The organism is Pseudomonas avellanae BPIC 631, from assembly GCF_000444135.1.
In the GTDB taxonomy this organism is placed as follows: Bacteria; Pseudomonadota; Gammaproteobacteria; order Pseudomonadales; family Pseudomonadaceae; genus Aquipseudomonas; species Aquipseudomonas avellanae.
Genome location: NZ_ATDK01000215.1, coordinates 1 through 19,360 on the forward strand (window position 1 = coordinate 1; position 19,360 = coordinate 19,360).

At 59.6% G+C, this 19,360-nt stretch carries 16 protein-coding genes and 1 pseudogene; 8 read left to right on the top strand and 9 right to left on the bottom strand.

Going from position 1 to position 19,360, the window contains the following annotated elements; translation table 11 throughout:
• Positions 1 to 317: 317 nt before the first annotated feature.
• Both DW49_RS0108440 and DW49_RS0108445 read right to left on the bottom strand, forming a co-directional pair.
• A complete protein-coding gene (locus tag DW49_RS0108440) occupies positions 318 to 1,721 on the bottom strand; it encodes an FAD/NAD(P)-binding protein (protein WP_005619179.1) in 1,404 nt (467 codons plus the stop codon).
• Between the two features lie 48 nt (positions 1,722 to 1,769).
• The gene (locus DW49_RS0108445) at positions 1,770 to 2,339 is read right to left on the bottom strand and encodes a helix-turn-helix domain-containing protein (protein WP_005619182.1); all 570 of its coding nucleotides are present in this window, start codon (positions 2,337 to 2,339) and stop codon (positions 1,770 to 1,772) included.
• Between the two features lie 122 nt (positions 2,340 to 2,461).
• Here DW49_RS0108445 and DW49_RS0108450 point away from each other — a divergent pair, with 122 nt between their 5' ends.
• The 7 genes from DW49_RS0108450 to DW49_RS0108480 all read left to right on the top strand — a co-directional run bounded on the left by DW49_RS0108450 (position 2,462) and on the right by DW49_RS0108480 (position 9,641).
• Positions 2,462 to 3,400: a DMT family transporter gene (locus DW49_RS0108450; RefSeq protein WP_005619185.1), complete on the top strand. Its 939-nt coding sequence runs from the start codon at positions 2,462 to 2,464 to the stop codon at positions 3,398 to 3,400.
• Positions 3,401 to 3,559: 159 nt separating this feature from the next.
• Complete coding sequence (locus tag DW49_RS0108455) at positions 3,560 to 6,478, top strand: monovalent cation/H+ antiporter subunit A (protein ID WP_024421217.1); 2,919 nt, start codon at positions 3,560 to 3,562, stop codon at positions 6,476 to 6,478.
• Positions 6,478 to 6,822, top strand: a complete 345-nt coding sequence (locus DW49_RS0108460) for a Na+/H+ antiporter subunit C (RefSeq protein WP_003380836.1) — start codon at positions 6,478 to 6,480, stop codon at positions 6,820 to 6,822. Before DW49_RS0108455 ends, DW49_RS0108460 begins: the two co-directional genes overlap by 1 nt.
• Positions 6,819 to 8,504: a monovalent cation/H+ antiporter subunit D gene (locus DW49_RS0108465; protein WP_005619191.1), complete on the top strand. Its 1,686-nt coding sequence runs from the start codon at positions 6,819 to 6,821 to the stop codon at positions 8,502 to 8,504. Before DW49_RS0108460 ends, DW49_RS0108465 begins: the two co-directional genes overlap by 4 nt.
• A complete protein-coding gene (locus DW49_RS0108470; protein ID WP_005619194.1) occupies positions 8,501 to 8,989 on the top strand; it encodes a Na+/H+ antiporter subunit E in 489 nt (162 codons plus the stop codon). Before DW49_RS0108465 ends, DW49_RS0108470 begins: the two co-directional genes overlap by 4 nt.
• Positions 8,986 to 9,264, top strand: a complete 279-nt coding sequence (locus DW49_RS0108475) for a K+/H+ antiporter subunit F (RefSeq protein ID WP_005619196.1) — start codon at positions 8,986 to 8,988, stop codon at positions 9,262 to 9,264. Before DW49_RS0108470 ends, DW49_RS0108475 begins: the two co-directional genes overlap by 4 nt.
• Complete coding sequence (locus tag DW49_RS0108480; protein WP_005619198.1) at positions 9,261 to 9,641, top strand: Na+/H+ antiporter subunit G; 381 nt, start codon at positions 9,261 to 9,263, stop codon at positions 9,639 to 9,641. Before DW49_RS0108475 ends, DW49_RS0108480 begins: the two co-directional genes overlap by 4 nt.
• Positions 9,642 to 9,662: 21 nt before the next feature.
• Here the strand turns inward: DW49_RS0108480 and DW49_RS0108485 are convergent, their stop codons facing one another.
• Positions 9,663 to 10,130: a hypothetical protein gene (locus DW49_RS0108485; RefSeq protein WP_005771167.1), complete on the bottom strand. Its 468-nt coding sequence runs from the start codon at positions 10,128 to 10,130 to the stop codon at positions 9,663 to 9,665.
• A gap of 443 nt (positions 10,131 to 10,573) precedes the next feature.
• On the opposite strand from DW49_RS0108485, the gene DW49_RS0108490 reads away from it, so the two are divergent.
• Positions 10,574 to 10,813: a DUF2789 domain-containing protein gene (locus DW49_RS0108490; protein WP_005619202.1), complete on the top strand. Its 240-nt coding sequence runs from the start codon at positions 10,574 to 10,576 to the stop codon at positions 10,811 to 10,813.
• An 18-nt stretch (positions 10,814 to 10,831) separates the two neighbouring features.
• On the opposite strand, the pseudogene DW49_RS0108495 reads toward DW49_RS0108490, so the two are convergent.
• The 6 genes and pseudogenes from DW49_RS0108495 to DW49_RS0108520 all read right to left on the bottom strand — a co-directional run bounded on the left by DW49_RS0108495 (position 10,832) and on the right by DW49_RS0108520 (position 18,744).
• Positions 10,832 to 12,317, bottom strand: a pseudogene (locus DW49_RS0108495) (T6SS phospholipase effector Tle1-like catalytic domain-containing protein).
• Between the two features lie 290 nt (positions 12,318 to 12,607).
• Positions 12,608 to 14,209, bottom strand: a complete 1,602-nt coding sequence (locus DW49_RS0108500) for a methyl-accepting chemotaxis protein (protein WP_024419905.1) — start codon at positions 14,207 to 14,209, stop codon at positions 12,608 to 12,610.
• A gap of 180 nt (positions 14,210 to 14,389) precedes the next feature.
• Positions 14,390 to 14,794, bottom strand: a complete 405-nt coding sequence (locus DW49_RS0108505) for a TraR/DksA family transcriptional regulator (RefSeq protein WP_003380850.1) — start codon at positions 14,792 to 14,794, stop codon at positions 14,390 to 14,392.
• 303 nt (positions 14,795 to 15,097) lie between these two features.
• Positions 15,098 to 16,123: an ABC transporter permease gene (locus DW49_RS0108510; RefSeq protein WP_003380853.1), complete on the bottom strand. Its 1,026-nt coding sequence runs from the start codon at positions 16,121 to 16,123 to the stop codon at positions 15,098 to 15,100.
• A gap of 44 nt (positions 16,124 to 16,167) precedes the next feature.
• Positions 16,168 to 17,745, bottom strand: coding sequence for a sugar ABC transporter ATP-binding protein (locus DW49_RS0108515; protein WP_005619208.1), 1,578 nt, complete (start codon positions 17,743 to 17,745; stop codon positions 16,168 to 16,170).
• Positions 17,746 to 17,814: 69 nt separating this feature from the next.
• On the bottom strand, positions 17,815 to 18,744 hold the full coding sequence (locus DW49_RS0108520; protein WP_005619210.1) for a sugar ABC transporter substrate-binding protein: 930 nt from the start codon (positions 18,742 to 18,744) through the stop codon (positions 17,815 to 17,817).
• Positions 18,745 to 19,360 lie beyond the last annotated feature (616 nt).

Below are 19,360 nucleotides of genomic sequence, written 5' to 3' on the forward strand. Positions count from 1 at the left end.
CGCTCTGCGTCCTCTTTGTGGCGCTCCGCGTCACACAGCGGTTATGCGATATCAGTGATGTTTGTTTACGGCTCAAGCCACCTTGTCGCCCCTCGGCGGCTGACTTTGATGGGGCCAAAGTAGGCGAAAGCCCCGCTCCGTTTCCGGCCCACTTCGTCGGGTTCCTTCGCCCTCACACTTACGTCGCACTCTGCGTCGTCAGTGATATAGCGCTCGAAAAGCACATCTAAAGCCAAAGCATTATCGCCGAGCGTCACGACGGGCGTTCCAAGGCGTGGAAATGCCTTTCTGGACACTCCGCGCCTGATCTCATGGGCTCAAGCCAGACGGATTGCCAAAGCCTTGGCCTGAGTCGCCACGTCGGTGACTGCGGTGCTTTCCCACCACATGCCGCGCAAGGGCGGGCCCATGGCGAACAGGTGTGCTGAGCGCTGGCCTTGCGCATCAAGCACCGCGCCGTCGTGGGCCGCTGCGATGCCCAGTGCCAGCGGGCCGGGCTGGATGAGGCCTCGTGCCAGGAGCTGGCGAGGCAGCGGACGGTCTACGCGACGCCAGTCGTACTCAATACCTGTGGAGTTGATCAACGCATCCCCGAGGATGTGCGTCGGCTCATGCTCGCCACGCCGACGGACACTGATCTGCACCTGACCCGACGGCAGGCTCGCCACACCCCGCAATGAAGCCGCTTCAATGCTCAGCCGCCCCTGCTTGACCAGCCGTGCCAGCAGTGCCGCGCTCGGTGGTGGCGAGCGGTGGTGATGGCTCTCCCACCACGGCCTTACGTGCCGTACGAATTGTCGACGCTGTGTGTCAGTCGCCTGGTTCCACAGCCTGCCGACGTTGGCACGCACAGTGTCCAGCGGGGCCTGCCAGTCAATGCCGCTTTCAATGGCCAGTTCACACTGCTCGCGAACCTTGCGGACCAGTTGACGGGTGCTGCGAATGCTCGGGGCCTGCGCCAGAAAATCCGACCATTCAGGCGGCTGACGGCGCACATGTGGTAACAGACCGTGTCGGGAAAAAACCTGAATCGGGCCGCGGTGTCCGGCCTTTTCCAGAGACACCAGCGCATCGACCATGGTCAGCCCCGAGCCGATTATCAGCACACGGGCTTGCGGATCAAGCTGTTGCATGACGCTTACATCCCAAGGGTCCAGCGATGCAGCATTCAGCGCGTTCGACTCGCGCTGCGGGGTTCGTGAAGCGGCGTACATGCCAGTCGCCAGCACGGCCTGACTGCCGCGCAGTTCACGACCATCAGCCAGTGTGACGCTCACGCCCTGCTCACTGACCTGCACGTCCACCGCCTCGCCGTGCACGTGCTCGACCGTCGAGCCAAAGCCCTCGCCCACCACCTGCGCCTCGCGCAGACGCTGCTGCACATAAAGCCCGAACACCCCGCGCGGCGGAAACAGCTCGGCGACCGGGATTTTCTGCTCGGCCGCTTCAGGCCAGCCGCCTTCGGCCAGGTAGCCGGTCAGCCACTCGGTGAGGTCGTGCGCGTTGTCCGGGTCGACGCTCATGCGCGCCGCGTTGCCATTGAGCGTATGGCCCGGCTCGGTGGCGCTGTAGGCCTCGCCCCGGCCAAGCTCGCTGCGAGTCTCGATGATCAGGATTCGGCGCTGCCCAGGCCTGCGCAACAATTGCGCTGCCAGCATGCTGCCGCTCAGACCGCCGCCGATGATCAGAATGTCAGCCGTCTGGTGTGGGTCTTGGGTCATCGAACAGCGCCTCGGTCGAGTTACGATAAAAGTCGGGTCACGATAGAATCAAAGCACCACGTTGCGCACGAAGCGCAGGGTGATGTCAGCCTCATTGCAGTAGCGGTGCGGCTGATCGCTGGGGAACATGAAGAACTCGCCCGGCCCGACCTGCTGCGCGGCGGCAGGCTCGGCAAAACGCAGGGTCAGCCGACCTTCCACGACGTAGACCTGCTCACTCCAGCCCTCCGGGTCGGCTTCCGACACGTAGGCATCGCCGGGTGTCAGGCAAAACTCCCACAATTCAACCTCTCGCCGCGCGATCGCTCTGGCCAGCAGCACGGCTTTGCTGCCAGGGATCGTACCGGCCCAGGCCAGTTCGTTGATACGGCTGTGATCGCGATTTTCCGGCGCCTGAATCAGGTCGCTGAAGGCAACCTCAAGCGCTTCGGCCACCCGATCCAGGGTTGCCAGGCTGACGTTTTTCTCGCCGGCCTCGATGGCGACCAGCATGCGACGGCTGACGCCGGATTTTTCCGCCAGCGCGGTCTGGCTGAGGTCAGCGGCGTTGCGCAGACGCCGCACGTTATGGCTGACATGTTGCAGAACCGGCGCTCGTGGCGAGTTTTCTTTGTGCATCGTGGTGCTCACATCAAACCGTTGCGCATTATACTGCCCAATCCCAGGGTGCTGTCTGAGTGTTCAGCCTCTCATCGTACGCATTGCTGCCAGAGCGCAGTTCACAGGAGTCCAGAGCGGACATGAAGTCTATCAGCCGCCTACCCCGGATCAGCAAGGCCGAAGCCGTGCTGATCCTGATCACCATGCTCTGGGGAGGCACATTTCTGCTGGTCCAGCATGCAATGACCGTCAGTGGACCGATGTTCTTCGTCGGCCTGCGCTTTGCCGCCGCGGCGCTTATCGTAGCGCTGTTTTCGCTGAAAGTGCTGCGCGACCTAACCTTTCTTGAACTCAAGGCCGGCGTCTTCATCGGCACATCGATCATGCTCGGCTATGGCCTGCAGACGGTCGGCCTGCAGACCATACCCAGCAGCCAGTCCGCGTTCATCACTGCGTTCTACGTACCTTGTGTACCTTTGTTGCAGTGGCTGGTGCTCGGGCGGCGTCCAGGATTGATGCCGACACTGGGGATCATTCTCGCCTTCACCGGGCTGATGCTGGTGTCAGGGTCGCAGGGCGCTGTCCTGGACCTCAGTTCCGGCGAAATCATGACATTGATCAGCACGGTGGCCATCGCGGCAGAGATCATCATGATCAGCGCTTATGCGGGCAAGGTCGATGTGCGGCGCGTCACCGTCGTGCAACTGGCGACCGCCTCCATTCTGGCTTTTTTGATGATCGTGCCTACCCAGGAACGCCTGCCGGATTTCTCCTGGTTGCTGGTGGTCAGCGCAGTGGGACTCGGTCTGATGAGTGCGGCCATTCAGATCGCCATGAACTGGGCGCAGAAAAGTGTTTCGCCCACGCGTGCAACCGTGATCTATGCCGGCGAACCCGTCTGGGCCGGGGTTGTCGGAAGACTGGCCGGTGAGCGCTTGCCGGGCATCGCACTGCTCGGCGCGGCGTTGATTGTCGCCGGAGTGATCGTCAGCGAAATGAAACGACGCTCTGTTGCTGGCGAATTTGTTACCGGAGATGAGGCGAGCCTCGATGAAGAAGGCCTGCGAAAAGTCGAATAAAGCACCGGTAGCGTTGCCGTGAAACATTTTTGCTGTAGCAACAATCTGCTGCATAAAAAACAGCAGACACTTTTTGTAGGAAATTTCGGAAACCGTCCCTTTGGTATCGGGGTGTCTGGCACGTATGATGCTTGACATTCCCCTGCAGATTAGAAGCCTATGTCCCTGATAGTTCTACTGCTTCTGCCGTTCATTGGCAGCTGTCTGGCGGCCATTTTGCCGCACAACGCGCGTAACGCAGAATCGTTTCTGGCGGGTCTGGTCGCCTTGATCGGCGCGATTCAGATGGCGTTGTGGTTCCCGCAGATTGCCGAAGGCGGTGTGATTCGCGAGGAATATTTCTGGCTGCCAAGCCTGGGAATGAACTTCGTCCTGCGTATCGACGGCTTCGCCTGGCTGTTTTCGATGCTGGTGCTGGGCATCGGTGCGCTGGTGTCGCTCTACGCCCGCTATTACATGTCGCCGGACGATCCGGTGCCGCGCTTCTTCGCTTTTTTTCTGGCGTTCATGGGTGCCATGCTCGGGCTGGTCATGTCCGGCAACCTGATTCAGATCGTGTTTTTCTGGGAGCTGACCAGCCTGTTTTCGTTTCTGCTGATCGGCTACTGGCACCATCGCGCCGATGCACGCCGTGGCGCGTACATGGCGCTGATGGTCACCGGCGCAGGCGGGCTGGCGCTGCTGGCGGGCATGATGATCCTCGGGCATGTAGCGGGCAGTTACGATCTGGACCGTGTGCTGGCCTCCGGTGACGCGATTCGTGCCCACGCCTTGTACCCGGTATTGCTGACCCTGATTCTGATCGGCGCATTGACCAAAAGCGCGCAGTTCCCGTTCCATTTCTGGCTGCCCCACGCCATGGCGGCACCGACACCGGTTTCGGCTTATTTACACTCGGCGACCATGGTCAAGGCCGGGGTGTTTCTCATGGCGCGGATGTGGCCCGCGCTGTCCGGTACCGAGCAATGGTTCTGGATCGTCAGCGGTGCGGGCGCCTGCACGCTGATTCTGGGCGCCTACGCGGCGATCTTTCAGAATGACCTCAAAGGACTGCTGGCGTACTCGACCATCAGCCACCTGGGCCTGATCACACTGCTGCTGGGCCTGAACAGCCCGCTGGCGGCAGTCGCTGCGGTATTCCACATTCTCAACCATGCCACCTTCAAAGCCTCGCTGTTCATGGCGGCCGGGATCATCGACCACGAGAGCGGGACCCGGGATATCCGGCGGCTCAGCGGGCTGGTGAAGCTGCTTCCCTATACCGCGACGCTGGCAATGGTCGCCAGCGCATCGATGGCCGGCGTGCCGCTGCTCAACGGGTTCCTGTCCAAGGAAATGTTCTTTGCCGAGACGGTGTTCATTTCCGCCACGGCCTGGGTCGAGATCGCGCTGCCTGTCATCGCGACCATTGCCGGAATATTCAGCGTCGCCTATTCGCTGCGCTTCACGGTCGATGTGTTTTTCGGACCGGCAGCCAAAGACCTGCCGCACTTGCCCCATGAGCCGCCGCGCTGGATGCGTGCGCCGGTCGAGCTGTTGGTGCTGACGTGCCTGGTCGTCGGCATATTCCCGGCGCAGTCCGTGGCGCCCCTGCTGGCGGCCGCCGCACGCCCGGTAGTCGGCGGAACACTGCCCCAGTACAGCCTGGCGATCTGGCATGGCTGGAACCTGCCGATGGTCATGAGCCTGGTGGCGATGGCGGGTGGCATTATTCTGTATCTATTGCTGCGCAAGCCGCTCAAGCACGAACGCATCACCACCCCGCCGCTGGTAGGGCGTCTCAACGGCAAACGCTTCTTCGAGCGCAGCCTGGTTGTGGTCATGCACTGGGCGCGGCGTTTCGAGCGCAAGGTCAGTACGCGTCGTTTGCAGCCGCAATTGTTTCTGCTGGTGCTGGCGGCGGTGCTGGGCGGCTTCATTCCAATGTATTTCAGCGGCCTGACCTGGGGCGACCGGCCAAAAATTCCAGGCTCCGGGGTATTTGTCACGCTCTGGCTGATCGCGATTGCCTGCGCCATCGGTGCGGCATGGCAGGGTAAATATCATCGTCTGGCAGCATTGGTCATGGTCAGCGTGTGCGGCCTGATGACGTGCATCACTTTTGTCTGGTTCTCGGCACCTGATCTGGCGCTGACCCAACTGGTCGTGGAAGTGGTGACGACGGTGCTGATTCTGCTCGGCCTGCGCTGGCTGCCGCGACGCAACGAAGACGTCGCACCGCTCAGTGCCCGCCTGCGCGCTCGCACCCGGCGGATACGCGACTTTGGCCTGGCGGTGCTGGTCGGCCTGGGCATGGCGATACTGTCCTACGCCATGCTCACCCGGCAGACGCCCAACGCCATCTCGTCGTTCTACCTGAGCCGCGCGCTGCCACAGGGCGGCGGCACCAACGTGGTCAACGTGATGCTGGTGGATTTCCGTGGCTTCGATACGTTCGGCGAGATCACCGTGCTGGCCGCCGTGGCGCTCACTGTATTTGCCTTGCTGCGGCGCTTCCGCCCACCGAAAGAAAGCATTCTGCTGCCGACCCAACAGCGCCTGCTCGCCCGCGACGTGGTGACCGACCTGGTCAACCCGCGCAGCGCCAGCGACACCGCGCTCGGTTTCATGATGGTGCCGGCGGCGCTGGTGAGGTTGCTCCTGCCGATTGCCTTCATCATTTCGATGTACCTGTTCGTTCGGGGCCACAACCAGCCAGGCGGCGGCTTTGTCGCCGGTCTGGTGATGTCGGTGGCGTTCATCCTGCAATACATGGTCGCCGGCACTCAGTGGGTCGAGGCGCAAATGAGCCTGCGACCGCTGCGCTGGATGGGCACCGGCCTGCTGTGCGCGGTCCTCACCGGTGCTGGCTCCATGCTGCTGGGCTACCCGTTCATGACCACCCACACTGCCCATGTCGATTTGCCGATACTCGGCGATATTCACATCGCCAGCGCTCTGTTTTTCGATGTGGGCGTGTATGCGGTGGTGGTCGGATCGACGCTGTTGATCCTCACTGCGCTGGCTCACCAGTCGGTGCGCAGCCACCGTCCGACACAGCTGCCCAAGCCTGTCGCCAACCCGCAAGGAATCCTCTGATGGAAGAAGTCATCGCAACAGCCATCGGCGTGCTGGCCGCCTCGGGCGTCTGGCTGATCCTGCGTCCACGGACCTTTCAGGTGGTCATGGGGCTGTGCCTGCTGTCCTACGGGGTCAATCTGTTCATTTTCAGCATGGGCAGCCTGTTCATCGGCAGAGAACCGATCATCAAGGACGGCATTCCCCAGGACCTGCTCAATTACACCGACCCGCTGCCGCAGGCGCTGGTGCTCACCGCAATCGTGATCAGCTTCGCCATGACAGCGTTGTTTCTGGTGGTGTTGCTTGCCTCCAGGGGCCTGACCGGCACCGACCATGTCGATGGCCGGGAGCCCAAGGCATGAGCTGGATGAACCAACTGATCATCGCGCCGATTCTGCTGCCGCTGCTGACGGCCGGGCTGATGCTCTGGCTGGGCGAAAAGCATCGACCACTCAAGGGCCGTATCAACCTGTTCTCCAGCATGCTCGGGCTGGGCATATCCGTGGCGTTGCTTGTCTGGGTGCAGCAGACCGGCAGCAGCGGCTCGATCGGCGTCTACCTGCCGGGCAACTGGGGCGTACCGTTCGGCATCGTGCTGGTGGTGGATCATCTGTCGGCACTGATGATGGTATTGACCGGTATTGTCGGGGTCTGCGCCCTGTTGTTCGCGCTGGCTCGCTGGGATCGGGCCGGCGCGAGTTTTCACGCGCTGTTCCAGATTCAACTGACGGGCCTGTACGGCGCGTTCCTGACCGCCGACCTGTTCAACCTGTTCGTGTTCTTCGAGGTCCTGCTGGCAGCGTCCTACGGCCTGATGCTGCACGGCTCGGGCCGGGCACGAGTGTCGGCAGGCCTGCATTACATTTCGATCAACCTGCTGGCGTCGTCGCTGTTTCTGATCGGTGCTGCACTGATCTACGGGGTGACCGGCACGCTCAATTTCGCCGATCTGGCGATCAAGATTCCCCAGGTCGCAGAGTCCGACCTGGGGCTGCTGCACGCAGGCGCTGCCATCCTGGCTACGGCGTTTCTGGCCAAGGCCGGCATGTGGCCGCTGAACTTCTGGCTGGTCCCGGCCTATTCCGCAGCCAGTGCACCGGTCGCAGCCATGTTCGCGATCATGACCAAAGTCGGCGTGTACACTCTGCTGCGCCTCTGGACACTGCTGTTTTCCGGTCAGGCCGGAGCCTCGGCATTCTTTGGCGGCGACTGGCTGATCTACGGCGGCATGGCGACGATTTTTACCGCCGCAATAGCCATCATCGCCGCCCAGCGCCTGGAACGCCTCGCCAGTCTGAGCATCCTGGTGTCGGCGGGCATTCTGCTGTCGGCCATCGGTTTCGCCCAGCCGAGCCTGACCTCGGGCGCGCTGTTCTATATGGTCAGCTCGACCCTGGCGCTGAGCGCGATGTTTCTGCTCGGTGAATTGATCGAACGCTCCCGCTCCGCCAACGAGATCCCGTTGGAGGACGACGTGGATCAACTGCCGCGCGCAATGGAATCACTGCATCCGCCGCCCGGCACCAACCTCGACGACGAGCAAAAAGTCGTCGTAGGTCAGGTGATCCCCATGACCGTGGCCTTTCTGGGTCTGAGCTTTATCGCCTGCGCGCTGCTGATTATTGGCATGCCGCCATTGTCGGGGTTCATTGGCAAGCTCACCCTGCTCAGCGCCCTGATGAACCCGCTGGGGCTGGATGTTGCGCAGGACGAAGCGCTTTCTACCCAAGCCTGGGTGCTCATCAGCCTGCTGATCTTTTCCGGGCTGGCGTCGCTGATTGCCTTTTCCAGGCTCGGCACCCAGCGTTTCTGGACACCTCACGAGCGTCCCTCGCCGTTGCTGCGACGCAACGAATGCCTGCCGATCATCATTCTGCTGGGCCTGTGCATCGCACTGACGTTCAAGGCCGAGCCGCTGTTGCGCTACACCCAGGACACCGCCGCCGCACTGCACGAGCCCAAGCAGTATGTGCAGTCGGTGCTCGCCACACGCCCGATACCCGGCCCTACCAGCCAGGACGTGAACCCGGAGGGACGACCATGAAGCGTCTGTTTCCCGCCCCGCTCTTCTCGCTGGCGCTGTGGGGGCTATGGCTGGTCCTGAACCTGTCGCTCAGCCCCGGCCATTTGCTGCTGGGTGCCATTCTCGGCTTTCTGGCGCCAGTGCTGATGGCACCCTTGCGGCCGCTGCCGGTACGCATACGCAAACCGGGTACCATCCTCAGGTTTTTATGCAGAGTAGGCGTCGATGTGGTGGTGTACAACCTGCAGGTCGGTTTGAGCGTATGGCGACTCAAGCAGCGCCCACCGCGCTCGGCCTTCGTGCTGGTGCCACTTGAATTACACGATGCCCACGGCCTTGCCGCGCTGGCGATGGTCACGACGGTAGTGCCCGGCACGGTCTGGTCCGAGCTGGCACTGGATCGCAGCGTGCTGCTGATGCATGTGTTCGATCTGGAAGACGAGGCGCAGTTCATCGAGCACTTCAAGACCACTTATGAGCGTCCATTGATGGAGATCTTTCAATGAGTGCACTGCTCGACAACGCGATCCTGATCAGCCTGCTGGTTTTCGCCCTGGCAATGTTCATCACCCTGATTCGCCTGATCAAGGGCCCCTCGGCTCAGGATCGGGTTCTGGCCCTGGACTATCTGTACATCATAGCCATGCTGATGATGCTGGTGCTGGGTATCCGCTACGCCAGTGACACGTATTTCGAAGCTGCGATGCTGATTGCCCTGTTCGGCTTTGTCGGCTCGTTTGCTCTGGCCAAATTCCTGCTGCGCGGAGAGGTGATCGAATGACCGGACTGCCAAACACGGTGCCCTTCTGGGCAGAGATACTGACGGCCGGCCTGCTGATCGCCAGCAGCCTGTGCGCCTTGACCGGCGCGCTGGGGTTGCTGCGCCTCAAGGACTTTTTCCAGCGCATGCACCCGCCAGCGCTGGCTTCGACGCTGGGCGCCTGGTGCGTGGCACTGGCGTCCATCGCTTACTTTTCTGCGCTGAAATCAGAGCCGGTCATCCATGCCTGGCTGATTCCGGTACTGCTGGCGATCACCGTGCCGGTGACCACCCTGCTGCTGGCGCGTACGGCGCTGTTTCGCAAGCGCATGGCCGGTGACGATGTGCCTGCAGAAGTGAGCAGCGGTCGTAGCAACGAAGAATCCGCCGGAGGCTGACGTGCAGAGCCTGGGCCGGGATTACTCGCTGGCCTTGAAGCTCAGCTCACCCTTGCGCCATTTGGCAGCCTTGCCGACCGCGCCCTTCAGGGTTTTGCTCATGCCCATCTGCAATTGCTCTTTGGCGGCAAACACCATAACGACTGTCTGACCTTCCTTGAACACAATGCCGTGGCCTTCAGGGATATCGACGAATGCATATTCACCCAGCCCGTACACGGTCATCTTGATTTCACGGAACTTCAATTCCAGCTTGCCACCTTCGCGGCTTGCCAGAACTGAAGCGCGAAAGTGATCGCCTACCTTGAGTTCAAGGCGCGGCTTGTCATCGACGACCAAAGCGCTTTCAGTGTCGATTTCAGCAATATAAATGCCTTCGGCAGATTGCTCGGAGATGTAGACAAAACGGGATTGAAACTGCTTGACCAACTGTGCGCGAAGATCGCCGAGCACGAACAAAGCATGAGTATCCAGGTTACTTACAGCCAAAGTACAAACCCTCAAACATGAAAATGAGGCTGCCTGATTTCAGGACAGTCAAGAAAACGATTCATCCATAGGCCGCATCGAGCATGCCGGACCTTTTGGCATGCTTCAGGCAGGAGCGCAGGTTAGCGCCACCACAAATCGGGTGCAGGCGGGAGGCGGATTCTACCGGCTCATGGCATCTACGGGATATATACCTTTTGTACACATCGGTGTCGCAGCAGCGGCGATATCTGGAAATACCGGAAAAACCGACCATCGCTGACGGGCTGGACGGGTTCCGGCCCTGGACATTACAGGTGTCCGCGACAGTGGAAACATACCACTTGTAGGCAGAGTACAAAAGGCCATCTTTTCAGACGGCAAATGCATCGAACTCTTGCGTACATCGATCACTCCCATAGAGGACTGATGAAAACGGGGATACCCCTCGTCGAGGAGATGACATGGAACCGACCACAACTACCATCAACGATCTGTTTGCCCAATTGGCGTTGGCTACGGACGATGAGAGCATCGAAGCGTTCATCGCCACCCATCCCTTGCCCAACGATGTCAAACTGATTGATGCATACTTCTGGACACCACGGCAGGCTGAGTTTCTCAAGGAACAACTACGTGAGGACGCAGAATGGGCAATGGTGGTAGACGAATTAAACGTTCGCCTGCACAAAAAGCCCGAGTAAGCCACTCGGGCGTTGAGCCTACTGCGGATAACCGGGTTGGCCAATATTAAGATGCAATGTACGGCCACCCGGTTGCGGAGCATGGACGAATACAGCGTCCCCCAAAGTGCCGCTTCTGCCGAATACGGCGCTCCAGTGCGCGGACTGATGGATATAGCGCCAGCGCAGTAGTTGCTCTTCATGAGCCTCCAGCGAATAAGGTGCGCCTTGCGCATAGGCAATCAACTTGCGCGCAGTGTTCTCCAGTTCAGGTGGAAGCTGGAACTCCGTGCTCTGCGGTACAGGTCCGAAGGGCACGCCTTCGTCGCATGCCAATGTGTGCATGATTTGCAGGTAGACCCTCGACAGATGGCCGAACACCTGACGATTCATACACACTGCTGCGATAACCGGCCTCATACCATTAAGCGTTTTTCGGCACGCTTGATAGCCGCTTTCATAGAATCGGACCTGTAAAAACGCACGACTGTCGAGCGGATCAATCCACTGATCAGGGTTCATGCCATCCAGTTCAGCCTGGGTGTTTTTCCAACTGGTCGCCGTATCGGGTGAGCAGCTTCGGCTGACCAGGCTTGTCCGGGGACGAGTCAGCAGGACGTCTTCCTCCATTTGCGGCGGGTAGCCGCCACCGATATCGGAGTGAGCGCCGGGCAGCGTAATTTCCCTCGGCCACGCCGGGGTGACGCTATTGAGCGCAAAATTGCGCCGCGACTCGTCGCGCGCCACCAGATGCAGCACCTGCTCGGCACACCCCGGAGGCAGATACAGATTGACCCGCCGATTGTTCGCGTCGTGGGTATTGCCCAGATCCTTCAGACTGCCTATTGCAGCGACAGTGTCGAACAGGCCGATAACCTTGAGCCGTATACTGCCGTTGCGCCAGGTAAAGTTTTCGCTCAACCTGACCTTGCGGCTGGCGAGTATCGGCTCAAGCATTCCTGCGCCCTGCTTGAGGATTTCGTTGACCAGATGCCTGGCCGACGCAGCGCCACGGCTAAAGCCGAATACATCCAGCTCAAGCGCCTCCAGCACACAATCGGGGTTGTCCTGCGGGAAAGCCTTCAGCGCCGACTTGAGTTTTCTGAACGCATTTTCCACCTTTGAAACCACGCCCGTGGCGCCCCGGCCGAAACTCTGCCCAGGCCACACCGAATCTCGCCCACCGGAGGTGGTGCCGGCACCACTTACGTACAGCGGATAATAAACTTTCAGACCTTCTCCGTCATTTTCGGCGACAGGTTGTCGACGGTAAAGGCTGACCAGTCTGGCTACATTACTGAGGTCGTTATTGTAACTGCTGCCGAGCTGGGTATGGCGCCCGCCGCACTCCTTGATGTGTTGACCGGCATTGATTTCAATCAATGCCTGACAATCAGCACCGATCTGACTGTTGACGCGGTTATTTCCTGTGCCATCGAAGAAAATACCGACGCGCGCGGTAACCCGTCGCGCCACCGGCGCCTGATAGTGCTGCTGATGGGTAAACATTCCATTTGTCATTCATGACTTTTTCCGTCCTTAGAGGCAGTCTTTGAACAGACTGCACTTAAACCAACCTTGTAATAAGTTGATATAAGCAGCTTGCTCAAAGATACCGGACAGTCAACCATGAAGAGTCATTTCAGACAAGTCCTACAACGTGTGTAGCTGATACACAAACACCTCATCAGTAACAGCCTACGCATTGGCACATAGCCCGCGTTGAGCGAACTAAAGCTTTCACTTCAAGTTCACGGTATTCGCTCAAAGCTGCACATTTGCACCCTTGAGCTGACTGCATAGCTATAGGGCGTATCAGCCTTGTGGCTTATACCCCAGGCGCAGACCGCCCCAGTGTCGGCCTTTGAGCATGATCGGTACGGACAGGTCATGCATCAGCTCGCCCGTGTCGCGGGTGTAGGTTTGCAGCAAAACCGGCAACTGATGGCTGCCGCAGCGAATACCGGTCCGGTCATCGAACTTGCGCTTGCTTCGATTACGCGCATTGTCCACCGTCGCATCGCCCGTCAAAGGCTGATTGAATGCGTTGTTATGCGTGGGTACGTAACCCTGTTGCGTGCAGGCAATCGCAAACACCAGACCTTCGTGCCGGGAAAGCAAAGGCTCTTGCAGCCCTGGCAGCGTTTGGTCGGTGTAACGGTCAAAACGCGTCGTGAATCGGGTGGGCGAAGTATTGGGGACAGGTTTGTAGTTACGATCAAACAAGTCCTCCAGGCTGACCCGCCCCTGCTCGATATCAGCCTCGAACTTTTCTGCAATCCGTTGCGCGCCTTCACGGGCCAGATCGTAGATACGCTGGTGATAGTCATCCAGACCCACCTGAGCCAGACGCTGGCTGATGGTTTCGGCCTGCCCCTCCATCTGCACGGCCGCTCTGGCCAGTTGCCGGGTCTGCTCATCGCTGACCGCCAGATCGCTGCGCATGTGCTCGACAGCCTCGAACAGGCTCGCCAACTGATCCTGATTACTTCGTGCACCCTGAGCTATTTCGCTCACCTGGCTTTCGACCTCGACGGCCAGCCGGGCAATATTGCCCAGATGCTGGCCAGTCAGCTCGACCTGCTCGACGCCGGTGTCCAGATCGGAGGACAACTCGCGGATCTGCTCGACAACCTGTGCGGTGCGCTGCTGGATGTCGGCGACCATCTGCCCGACCTCCCCGGTAGCGCTGGCGGTTCGACCGGCGAGCCCGCGCACCTCATCCGCAACCACGGCAAAACCGCGTCCATGCTCGCCCGCCCGGGCAGCTTCAATGGCGGCGTTGAGCGCCAGTAAGTTGGTCTGGCTGGCAATCGACTGGATCACCATCGTCACTCGCTGGATCTCCTCGCTACGCTGGCTCAGCGCTTCGATCAGCTCACGACTGCCGACCGCGCGCTGGCTCAACCGATGCATGCGTTCGATGGACTCATTCAGCGCGCTGCTTCCGGACTCACTGCGCTGGCGCGCCTCGCTGGCCGCAACCAGCGCCTGCTGGCTCAATTGCGCGGTCTGCTGCTCGGTGGCGATCATCTGCTCGGCGCTGCTGACCACCTGTTCGGCGGCCCCCAGTTGCGACTGCACCCTGCCCGCCAGCTGCCCCACGGAAAACGCTACCTGAGCAGCCGACAGCGCGTTATGACTGGTGGTGCGCGACAGATCGCGGGTCAGCAAAGCAATCTCGCTGTCACCGGACTCGACGCGCGAAACCAGGCCACTCCTGCGCGCCAGACGCGGCAGCCAGACCACCAGCAACGCCAGCGGTGTGACTACGTAGAGAGACAGCCCGGCCACGCTCATGGCCGCCAACAGCAGGCACAACGCAACACTCTGCACCGCCGGCACCCACCACTTCGACGCAGCGCCCGAAGCATCGGCCAGCGGCAGCCCGGCTGCCATGGATAGGTTCTCGGCCATGCTGCGTCACCCCGTCAGTATTTATCGTTATTACGTTCATTAAACGCCAGATAACGGCCTTATGCCATGCGCTGTTGGTCGTAGCGACCAGCGTGACTTTCGACAAACTCCGGGCACAAGAAAACCGGGAGGCAATTGCTTGCGTCCCGGTTCGGTCACTCAGTCGCTGTTGCCTGTGTATCAGGCCTGGCGCTGGTGCTTGTCGATCTGCTCGTGGCGCTCTTGCGCTTCGATGCAATACTTGGTGGTCGGGCTGATCAGCAGACGCTTTAGGCCGATAGGCTCGCCGCTGTCATCGCACCAGCCGAAGGTGTCATCGGCAATGCGCGACAAGGCCATTTCCAGCTGGGGCAGCATGCGCTGATCGCGATCGATCACGTTGACCAGCCAATGACGCTCTTCTTCAACCGAAGCTGCGTCCGCAGGGTCGGCAGGCGTGTCCAGGCTTTCGATGGCAATACGGCTCTGCTCGATTCGCGCGTGGATCTCGACCTTCATGCCCTGCAACAGCTCGACGAAGAAAGCGTGCTGCTCGGCGTTCATGTAGTCATCGGCCGGCATGGCCAGCAACTTTTCCTTTGTCATTTATTTCTCTATAAAAAAACGTGCATTGAGGAGCGGCTCGACGTTGCCGTACAAACCAATAATCTCCAAGCGCCACCTGGCACTCAATTTACGAGGGGCGGCAGTCTAAGGCCGGCTAACGGGCTCGGCAACACAATTGAAGGATTTTCGTACAACAATTGCGGTAAAACCCTTTAAACGGGGATGTATAACCCGATCAGTGGGCTGCTTGATGAGGCTCTGACCCACTCAAAGCGTATCGGTTCCGGCAATATCAACAGCGCAAAAGGGCCTGAAAAGGCCCTTTTGCGAAAATAATCGAAATCAGCGCTTGGTCTTGCGCTTGTTGCGATATTGATCGATGACCACCGCCGCCACAATGATCAGGCCTTTGATAATGTCCTGAACGTAGGCGTCCACGCCGACAAACGTGAAGCCGCTGGCCATTACCCCGAGAATCAGCGCACCGATGACCGTACCGGTAATTCGCCCGACGCCGCCCGCCAGGCTGGTGCCGCCGATGACTGCCGCCGCGATGGCGTCCAGTTCATAGGACATGCCCATGCCCGCCTGCCCGGTTGCGGCTCGCGCCGAGGCGACCACGCCTGCCAATCCGGCCAGCAGCCCGGCGATGCTGTAGACAATGATCAGGTGACGCTTGACGTTGATCCCCGAGGTGCGCGCCGCCTGCATGTTGCCGCCAATGGCGTAGGTGTATTTGCCGTACTTGGTGTAGCGCAGCGCAATGTGGAAAATGACCGCCACCACCAAAAAGATGATGACCGGCATCGCGCCCTGGCCGATAGCCGTGTAGGAATCAGAGAGCATGCTCACCGGCTGGCCTTCGGTGTAGAAGCGTGCCAGGCCGCGTGCAGAGACCATCATGCCCAGTGTGGCAATGAAGGGCGGGATGCCGGTGATCGCGATGATACTGCCGTTGATGGCGCCAGCCAGCAACCCTACCCCGAGCCCGACCACGATCGGAATCCATACGGGCAAGTCGGTCAGGGATGGAAATACCGCGCGGGAAAAGTCCGAGGTCTGCGCCAGACTCGCGGCAATCATCGCCGATAACGCCAATACCGAGCCGGACGACAGGTCGATGCCGGTGGTGATGATCACCTGCGTGACGCCGATGGCCAGCAGGCCGATGATCGACACCTGAAGAATCATCAGGACCAAACGCTGGGAATTGAGCAGAAAGCTCTGATCGCGAACGATCCAGCCGAACAGTTCAAAGATCAGGCCTATTCCGATCAGCACCAGAAAAATACTCAGTTCGGTCGGCAGCCTTCTTTTTTTTCCGGTCGGCGCCAGGGCCGGTTTGTTTTGCAGAATCGCGTTGCTCATGTTGATTACCCTCTTGTTCTTCTACCGGGCTCTGTGATGCAAGCTCAATGAACCCGGTGGCCGGAGGCCAGATGCATGACTTTTTCCTGGGTCGCTTCGCTACGGTCGAGAATCCCCATCATTTCGCCTTCGTGCATGACCATGACCCGATCGCTCATGCCCAGCACTTCCGGCAGCTCCGAAGAGATCATGATGACGGCCATGCCTTCGCTGGCCAGCAGCGAGATCAGCCGATAGATTTCCGCCTTGGCACCCACGTCGATGCCGCGCGTCGGCTCGTCGAGAATCAAGACCCTGGGATTGGTCATCAACCAGCGCGCCAGCAGGGCTTTCTGCTGGTTGCCACCGGACAGCGTGTCGATGCACTGCTCCAGTGAAGGGGTTTTCACCCGCAGCTTCTTGCACATGTCTTCGCACAGTGCGCGCAACGCCTTCTGTTGCACGAAACCATTACCCGCGTAATTGGCCAGCACGGCCATTTCCATGTTTTCCATAACCGACAGGCACGGAAACAGGCCGGTCAGCTTGCGGTCTTCGGTTAGCAGCGCAAACCTCAGTTCGATGGCCTGATGCGGGTCGCCAATACGTACCGTCTTGCCATCGAAGCGGATCTCGCCACTGTCGCTGGGAGTGATCCCGAACAGGGTCTCGGCCACATTGGTGCGCCCCGAGCCCATCAACCCGGCAATACCCAGAACTTCACCGGCACGCAGGTCGAAGGACACGCTCTGGAAAATGCCTTTCAGGCTCAGGTCACTGACAGAAAGCAGGACATCGCCCGCAGGCTTTTCGCGCTGCGGGAATAATTGGGTCAACTCGCGACCGACCATCATCGAGATCAGGCTGTCGCCGTCCATGCTTTCGGCGCGCTGCAGGCCGATGTAGGTGCCATCACGAAACACCGCCACTTCGTCGGCGATCTTGAACACTTCATTCATCTTGTGGGTGATGTAGATGATGCCTTTGCCCTGCGAGCGCAGGTCGGCGATGATCGAAAACAGGTGCTCCACTTCAGTCTCGGTAATGGCCGAGGTGGGCTCGTCCATGATCAGCACGTCCGAATCATAGGAAACGGCTTTGGCGATTTCCACCATCTGCCGCTCGGCAATGCTCAGGTTGCCCACCAGCTCTTCGGGATCAAGCTTGATGCGCAGACGCTCCAGCAGTTGCGCCGTGCAGCGGTGCATTTCGCGGTGGTCGACCATGTGCAGGCCATTGAGCTGTTCGCGACCGATCCAGATATTTTCGGCGATGCTCATGAAGGGCATCAGGTTCAGCTCCTGATGGATCATGGCGATACCCGCCTGCAGGGCTGACAGCGGGGTGGTAAAGCTGATCGGCTTGCCGCGCAAGCGAATTTCGCCGGTATCGGGCTGGTAGATCCCGGCGATGATTTTCATCAACGTTGACTTCCCCGCCCCGTTCTCGCCCATCAGCGCCAGCACGCTGCCGGGACGCAGGCGCAGCTGAACATCGTCGAGCGCGATAACGCCTGGGAAGCCTTTACTGATATGGCTGATTTCCAGCAGATAGGGGCATTGAGCATCTGGCGTGAGGCCAGCACCATTACTGGATGGCAGATCGGGTTTTGCGGGAGGGCTGGCAGTAGCGGAACCGGACATGATCACAAACTCCTCAGGCGGCAGGCGTGGGAGGACATAGCCCTTCCCTCCCTGGCCTGTCGACTGTTGTTATTTGAAAGTGGAGACGTTTTCAGGCGTGATCAGACGATACGGAATGACGATTGCCTGTGGCTCGACCTTCTCTTTTTTGGCCAGCTTGACGGCCGCATCGATCGCGCCATCGGCTTGCCCTTTGGCATCCTGATAAACCGATACTGTCAGATCGCCTTTGGTCACTGCATTGAGACCATCGGGTGTGCCGTCGACACCAGCGACAAACACCGTGCCTTTGGCGACACCCGCCTGTTTCAGCGCCATCGCAGCACCGATGGCCATTTCGTCGTTATTGGCGAGAACGGCGTTGAATTTGCGCCCTTGAGTGAGCCAGTCATTGGTCAGGTCGATGCCTTTCTGGCGCAGCCAGGTGCCAGTCTGCTCTTGGTCGATCTTGATATCAGGGTATTTGTCCAGCACCTCTTTGATGCCCTTGGTGCGGTTTTGCGTGGAGTTGTTGGCCAGATCCCCCAGCAGAATCATCACGCTGCCCTTGCCGCCCATTTTGTCGGCGACATATTGCGCCTGCAGACGGCCGGCCTCGGTATCGTCGGAGGTCACGGTGGCGACGCCAGCTGGCAGCTTGGGGTCATCCGGGCAGCGGTTGACGTAGACCAGCGGAATGCCGGCGGCGACGGCTTCCTTGGTGATACGCGCGGTGGCGGCGGTGTCTACCGGGTTGACAATCAGGGCATCGACTTTCTTGTTGATGAGTTCCTTGACCTGATCGATCTGCTTGTTGACGTCGGCGCGGGCATCGACAAATTGCAGTGTCACGCCGTCAGGCATGCTCTTGGCCTTGGTGCCCATGTCCTGACGCAGATAGGTCAGCCAGGTGTCGTCGAATTGCGACATGGCCACCCCGACCTGGATATCGGCCAGCGCAGCGCCGCTGCCGAGCATCAATGCCAGGGCGAGTGAAGTGAAAGCAAGCTTGGTTTTCATGAGGGGCTGTCTCCAGATTCTTGTTGTTGTTTGGATCTGATAACCATTTGTCGGGGGCGACAGTAAAGCCAATCAGCGAGGCAGGCGAATGCCGGTTGCACCCGGGATGCAGAACAGTTGAGCGTCCTTGTGCCGCACGCACATGCCACGGGCGACGATCGTGAGAAATCGCTCCATGAGCCGGAGCCAGAATGACGAGGTAACAGAAAGCTTGGCGGGGAAGCCAGAAGTGGGGGTTTTCATCGACAGTACCTATCTTTTGTTTTGTTTTTGTTGGCTTGTTCCCCGTAACCTGAAAAATGACTTCATGCCCGGGTGATTCGATAGTCGGTAACCTGAAAACGACTCTATTGGAAAATATTTTCCAATTCAACTGATTTTAGAATTTTATTCCATTTCATTTTTATTCAGTGCAGAAATGCCAAAACCCGACGCGTGTCAGGTGTCGGGTTTTGACTATCGTGCCGTCGGTATGCAGTTCGTGATGCTCCGCATCACACGGCGGTTCTGCGGTGTCAGTGATGTTTGTTTCTGGCTCAGGGCACCTTTGCGCCTCTGATTATCGTGCCGACGCTCCGCGTCGGCATGCAGTTCGTGACGCTCTGCGTCACACGGC

Coding starts and splice junctions, on each gene's coding strand:
- DW49_RS0108440 (WP_005619179.1), bottom strand. CDS start 1,721: ATGACCCAAGACCCACACCAGACGGCTGACATTCTGATCATCGGCGGC.
- DW49_RS0108445 (WP_005619182.1), bottom strand. CDS start 2,339: ATGCACAAAGAAAACTCGCCACGAGCGCCGGTTCTGCAACATGTCAGC.
- DW49_RS0108450 (WP_005619185.1), top strand. CDS start 2,462: ATGAAGTCTATCAGCCGCCTACCCCGGATCAGCAAGGCCGAAGCCGTG.
- DW49_RS0108455 (WP_024421217.1), top strand. CDS start 3,560: ATGTCCCTGATAGTTCTACTGCTTCTGCCGTTCATTGGCAGCTGTCTG.
- DW49_RS0108460 (WP_003380836.1), top strand. CDS start 6,478: ATGGAAGAAGTCATCGCAACAGCCATCGGCGTGCTGGCCGCCTCGGGC.
- DW49_RS0108465 (WP_005619191.1), top strand. CDS start 6,819: ATGAGCTGGATGAACCAACTGATCATCGCGCCGATTCTGCTGCCGCTG.
- DW49_RS0108470 (WP_005619194.1), top strand. CDS start 8,501: ATGAAGCGTCTGTTTCCCGCCCCGCTCTTCTCGCTGGCGCTGTGGGGG.
- DW49_RS0108475 (WP_005619196.1), top strand. CDS start 8,986: ATGAGTGCACTGCTCGACAACGCGATCCTGATCAGCCTGCTGGTTTTC.
- DW49_RS0108480 (WP_005619198.1), top strand. CDS start 9,261: ATGACCGGACTGCCAAACACGGTGCCCTTCTGGGCAGAGATACTGACG.
- DW49_RS0108490 (WP_005619202.1), top strand. CDS start 10,574: ATGGAACCGACCACAACTACCATCAACGATCTGTTTGCCCAATTGGCG.
- DW49_RS0108500 (WP_024419905.1), bottom strand. CDS start 14,209: ATGGCCGAGAACCTATCCATGGCAGCCGGGCTGCCGCTGGCCGATGCT.
- DW49_RS0108505 (WP_003380850.1), bottom strand. CDS start 14,794: ATGACAAAGGAAAAGTTGCTGGCCATGCCGGCCGATGACTACATGAAC.
- DW49_RS0108510 (WP_003380853.1), bottom strand. CDS start 16,123: ATGAGCAACGCGATTCTGCAAAACAAACCGGCCCTGGCGCCGACCGGA.
- DW49_RS0108515 (WP_005619208.1), bottom strand. CDS start 17,745: ATGTCCGGTTCCGCTACTGCCAGCCCTCCCGCAAAACCCGATCTGCCA.
- DW49_RS0108520 (WP_005619210.1), bottom strand. CDS start 18,744: ATGAAAACCAAGCTTGCTTTCACTTCACTCGCCCTGGCATTGATGCTC.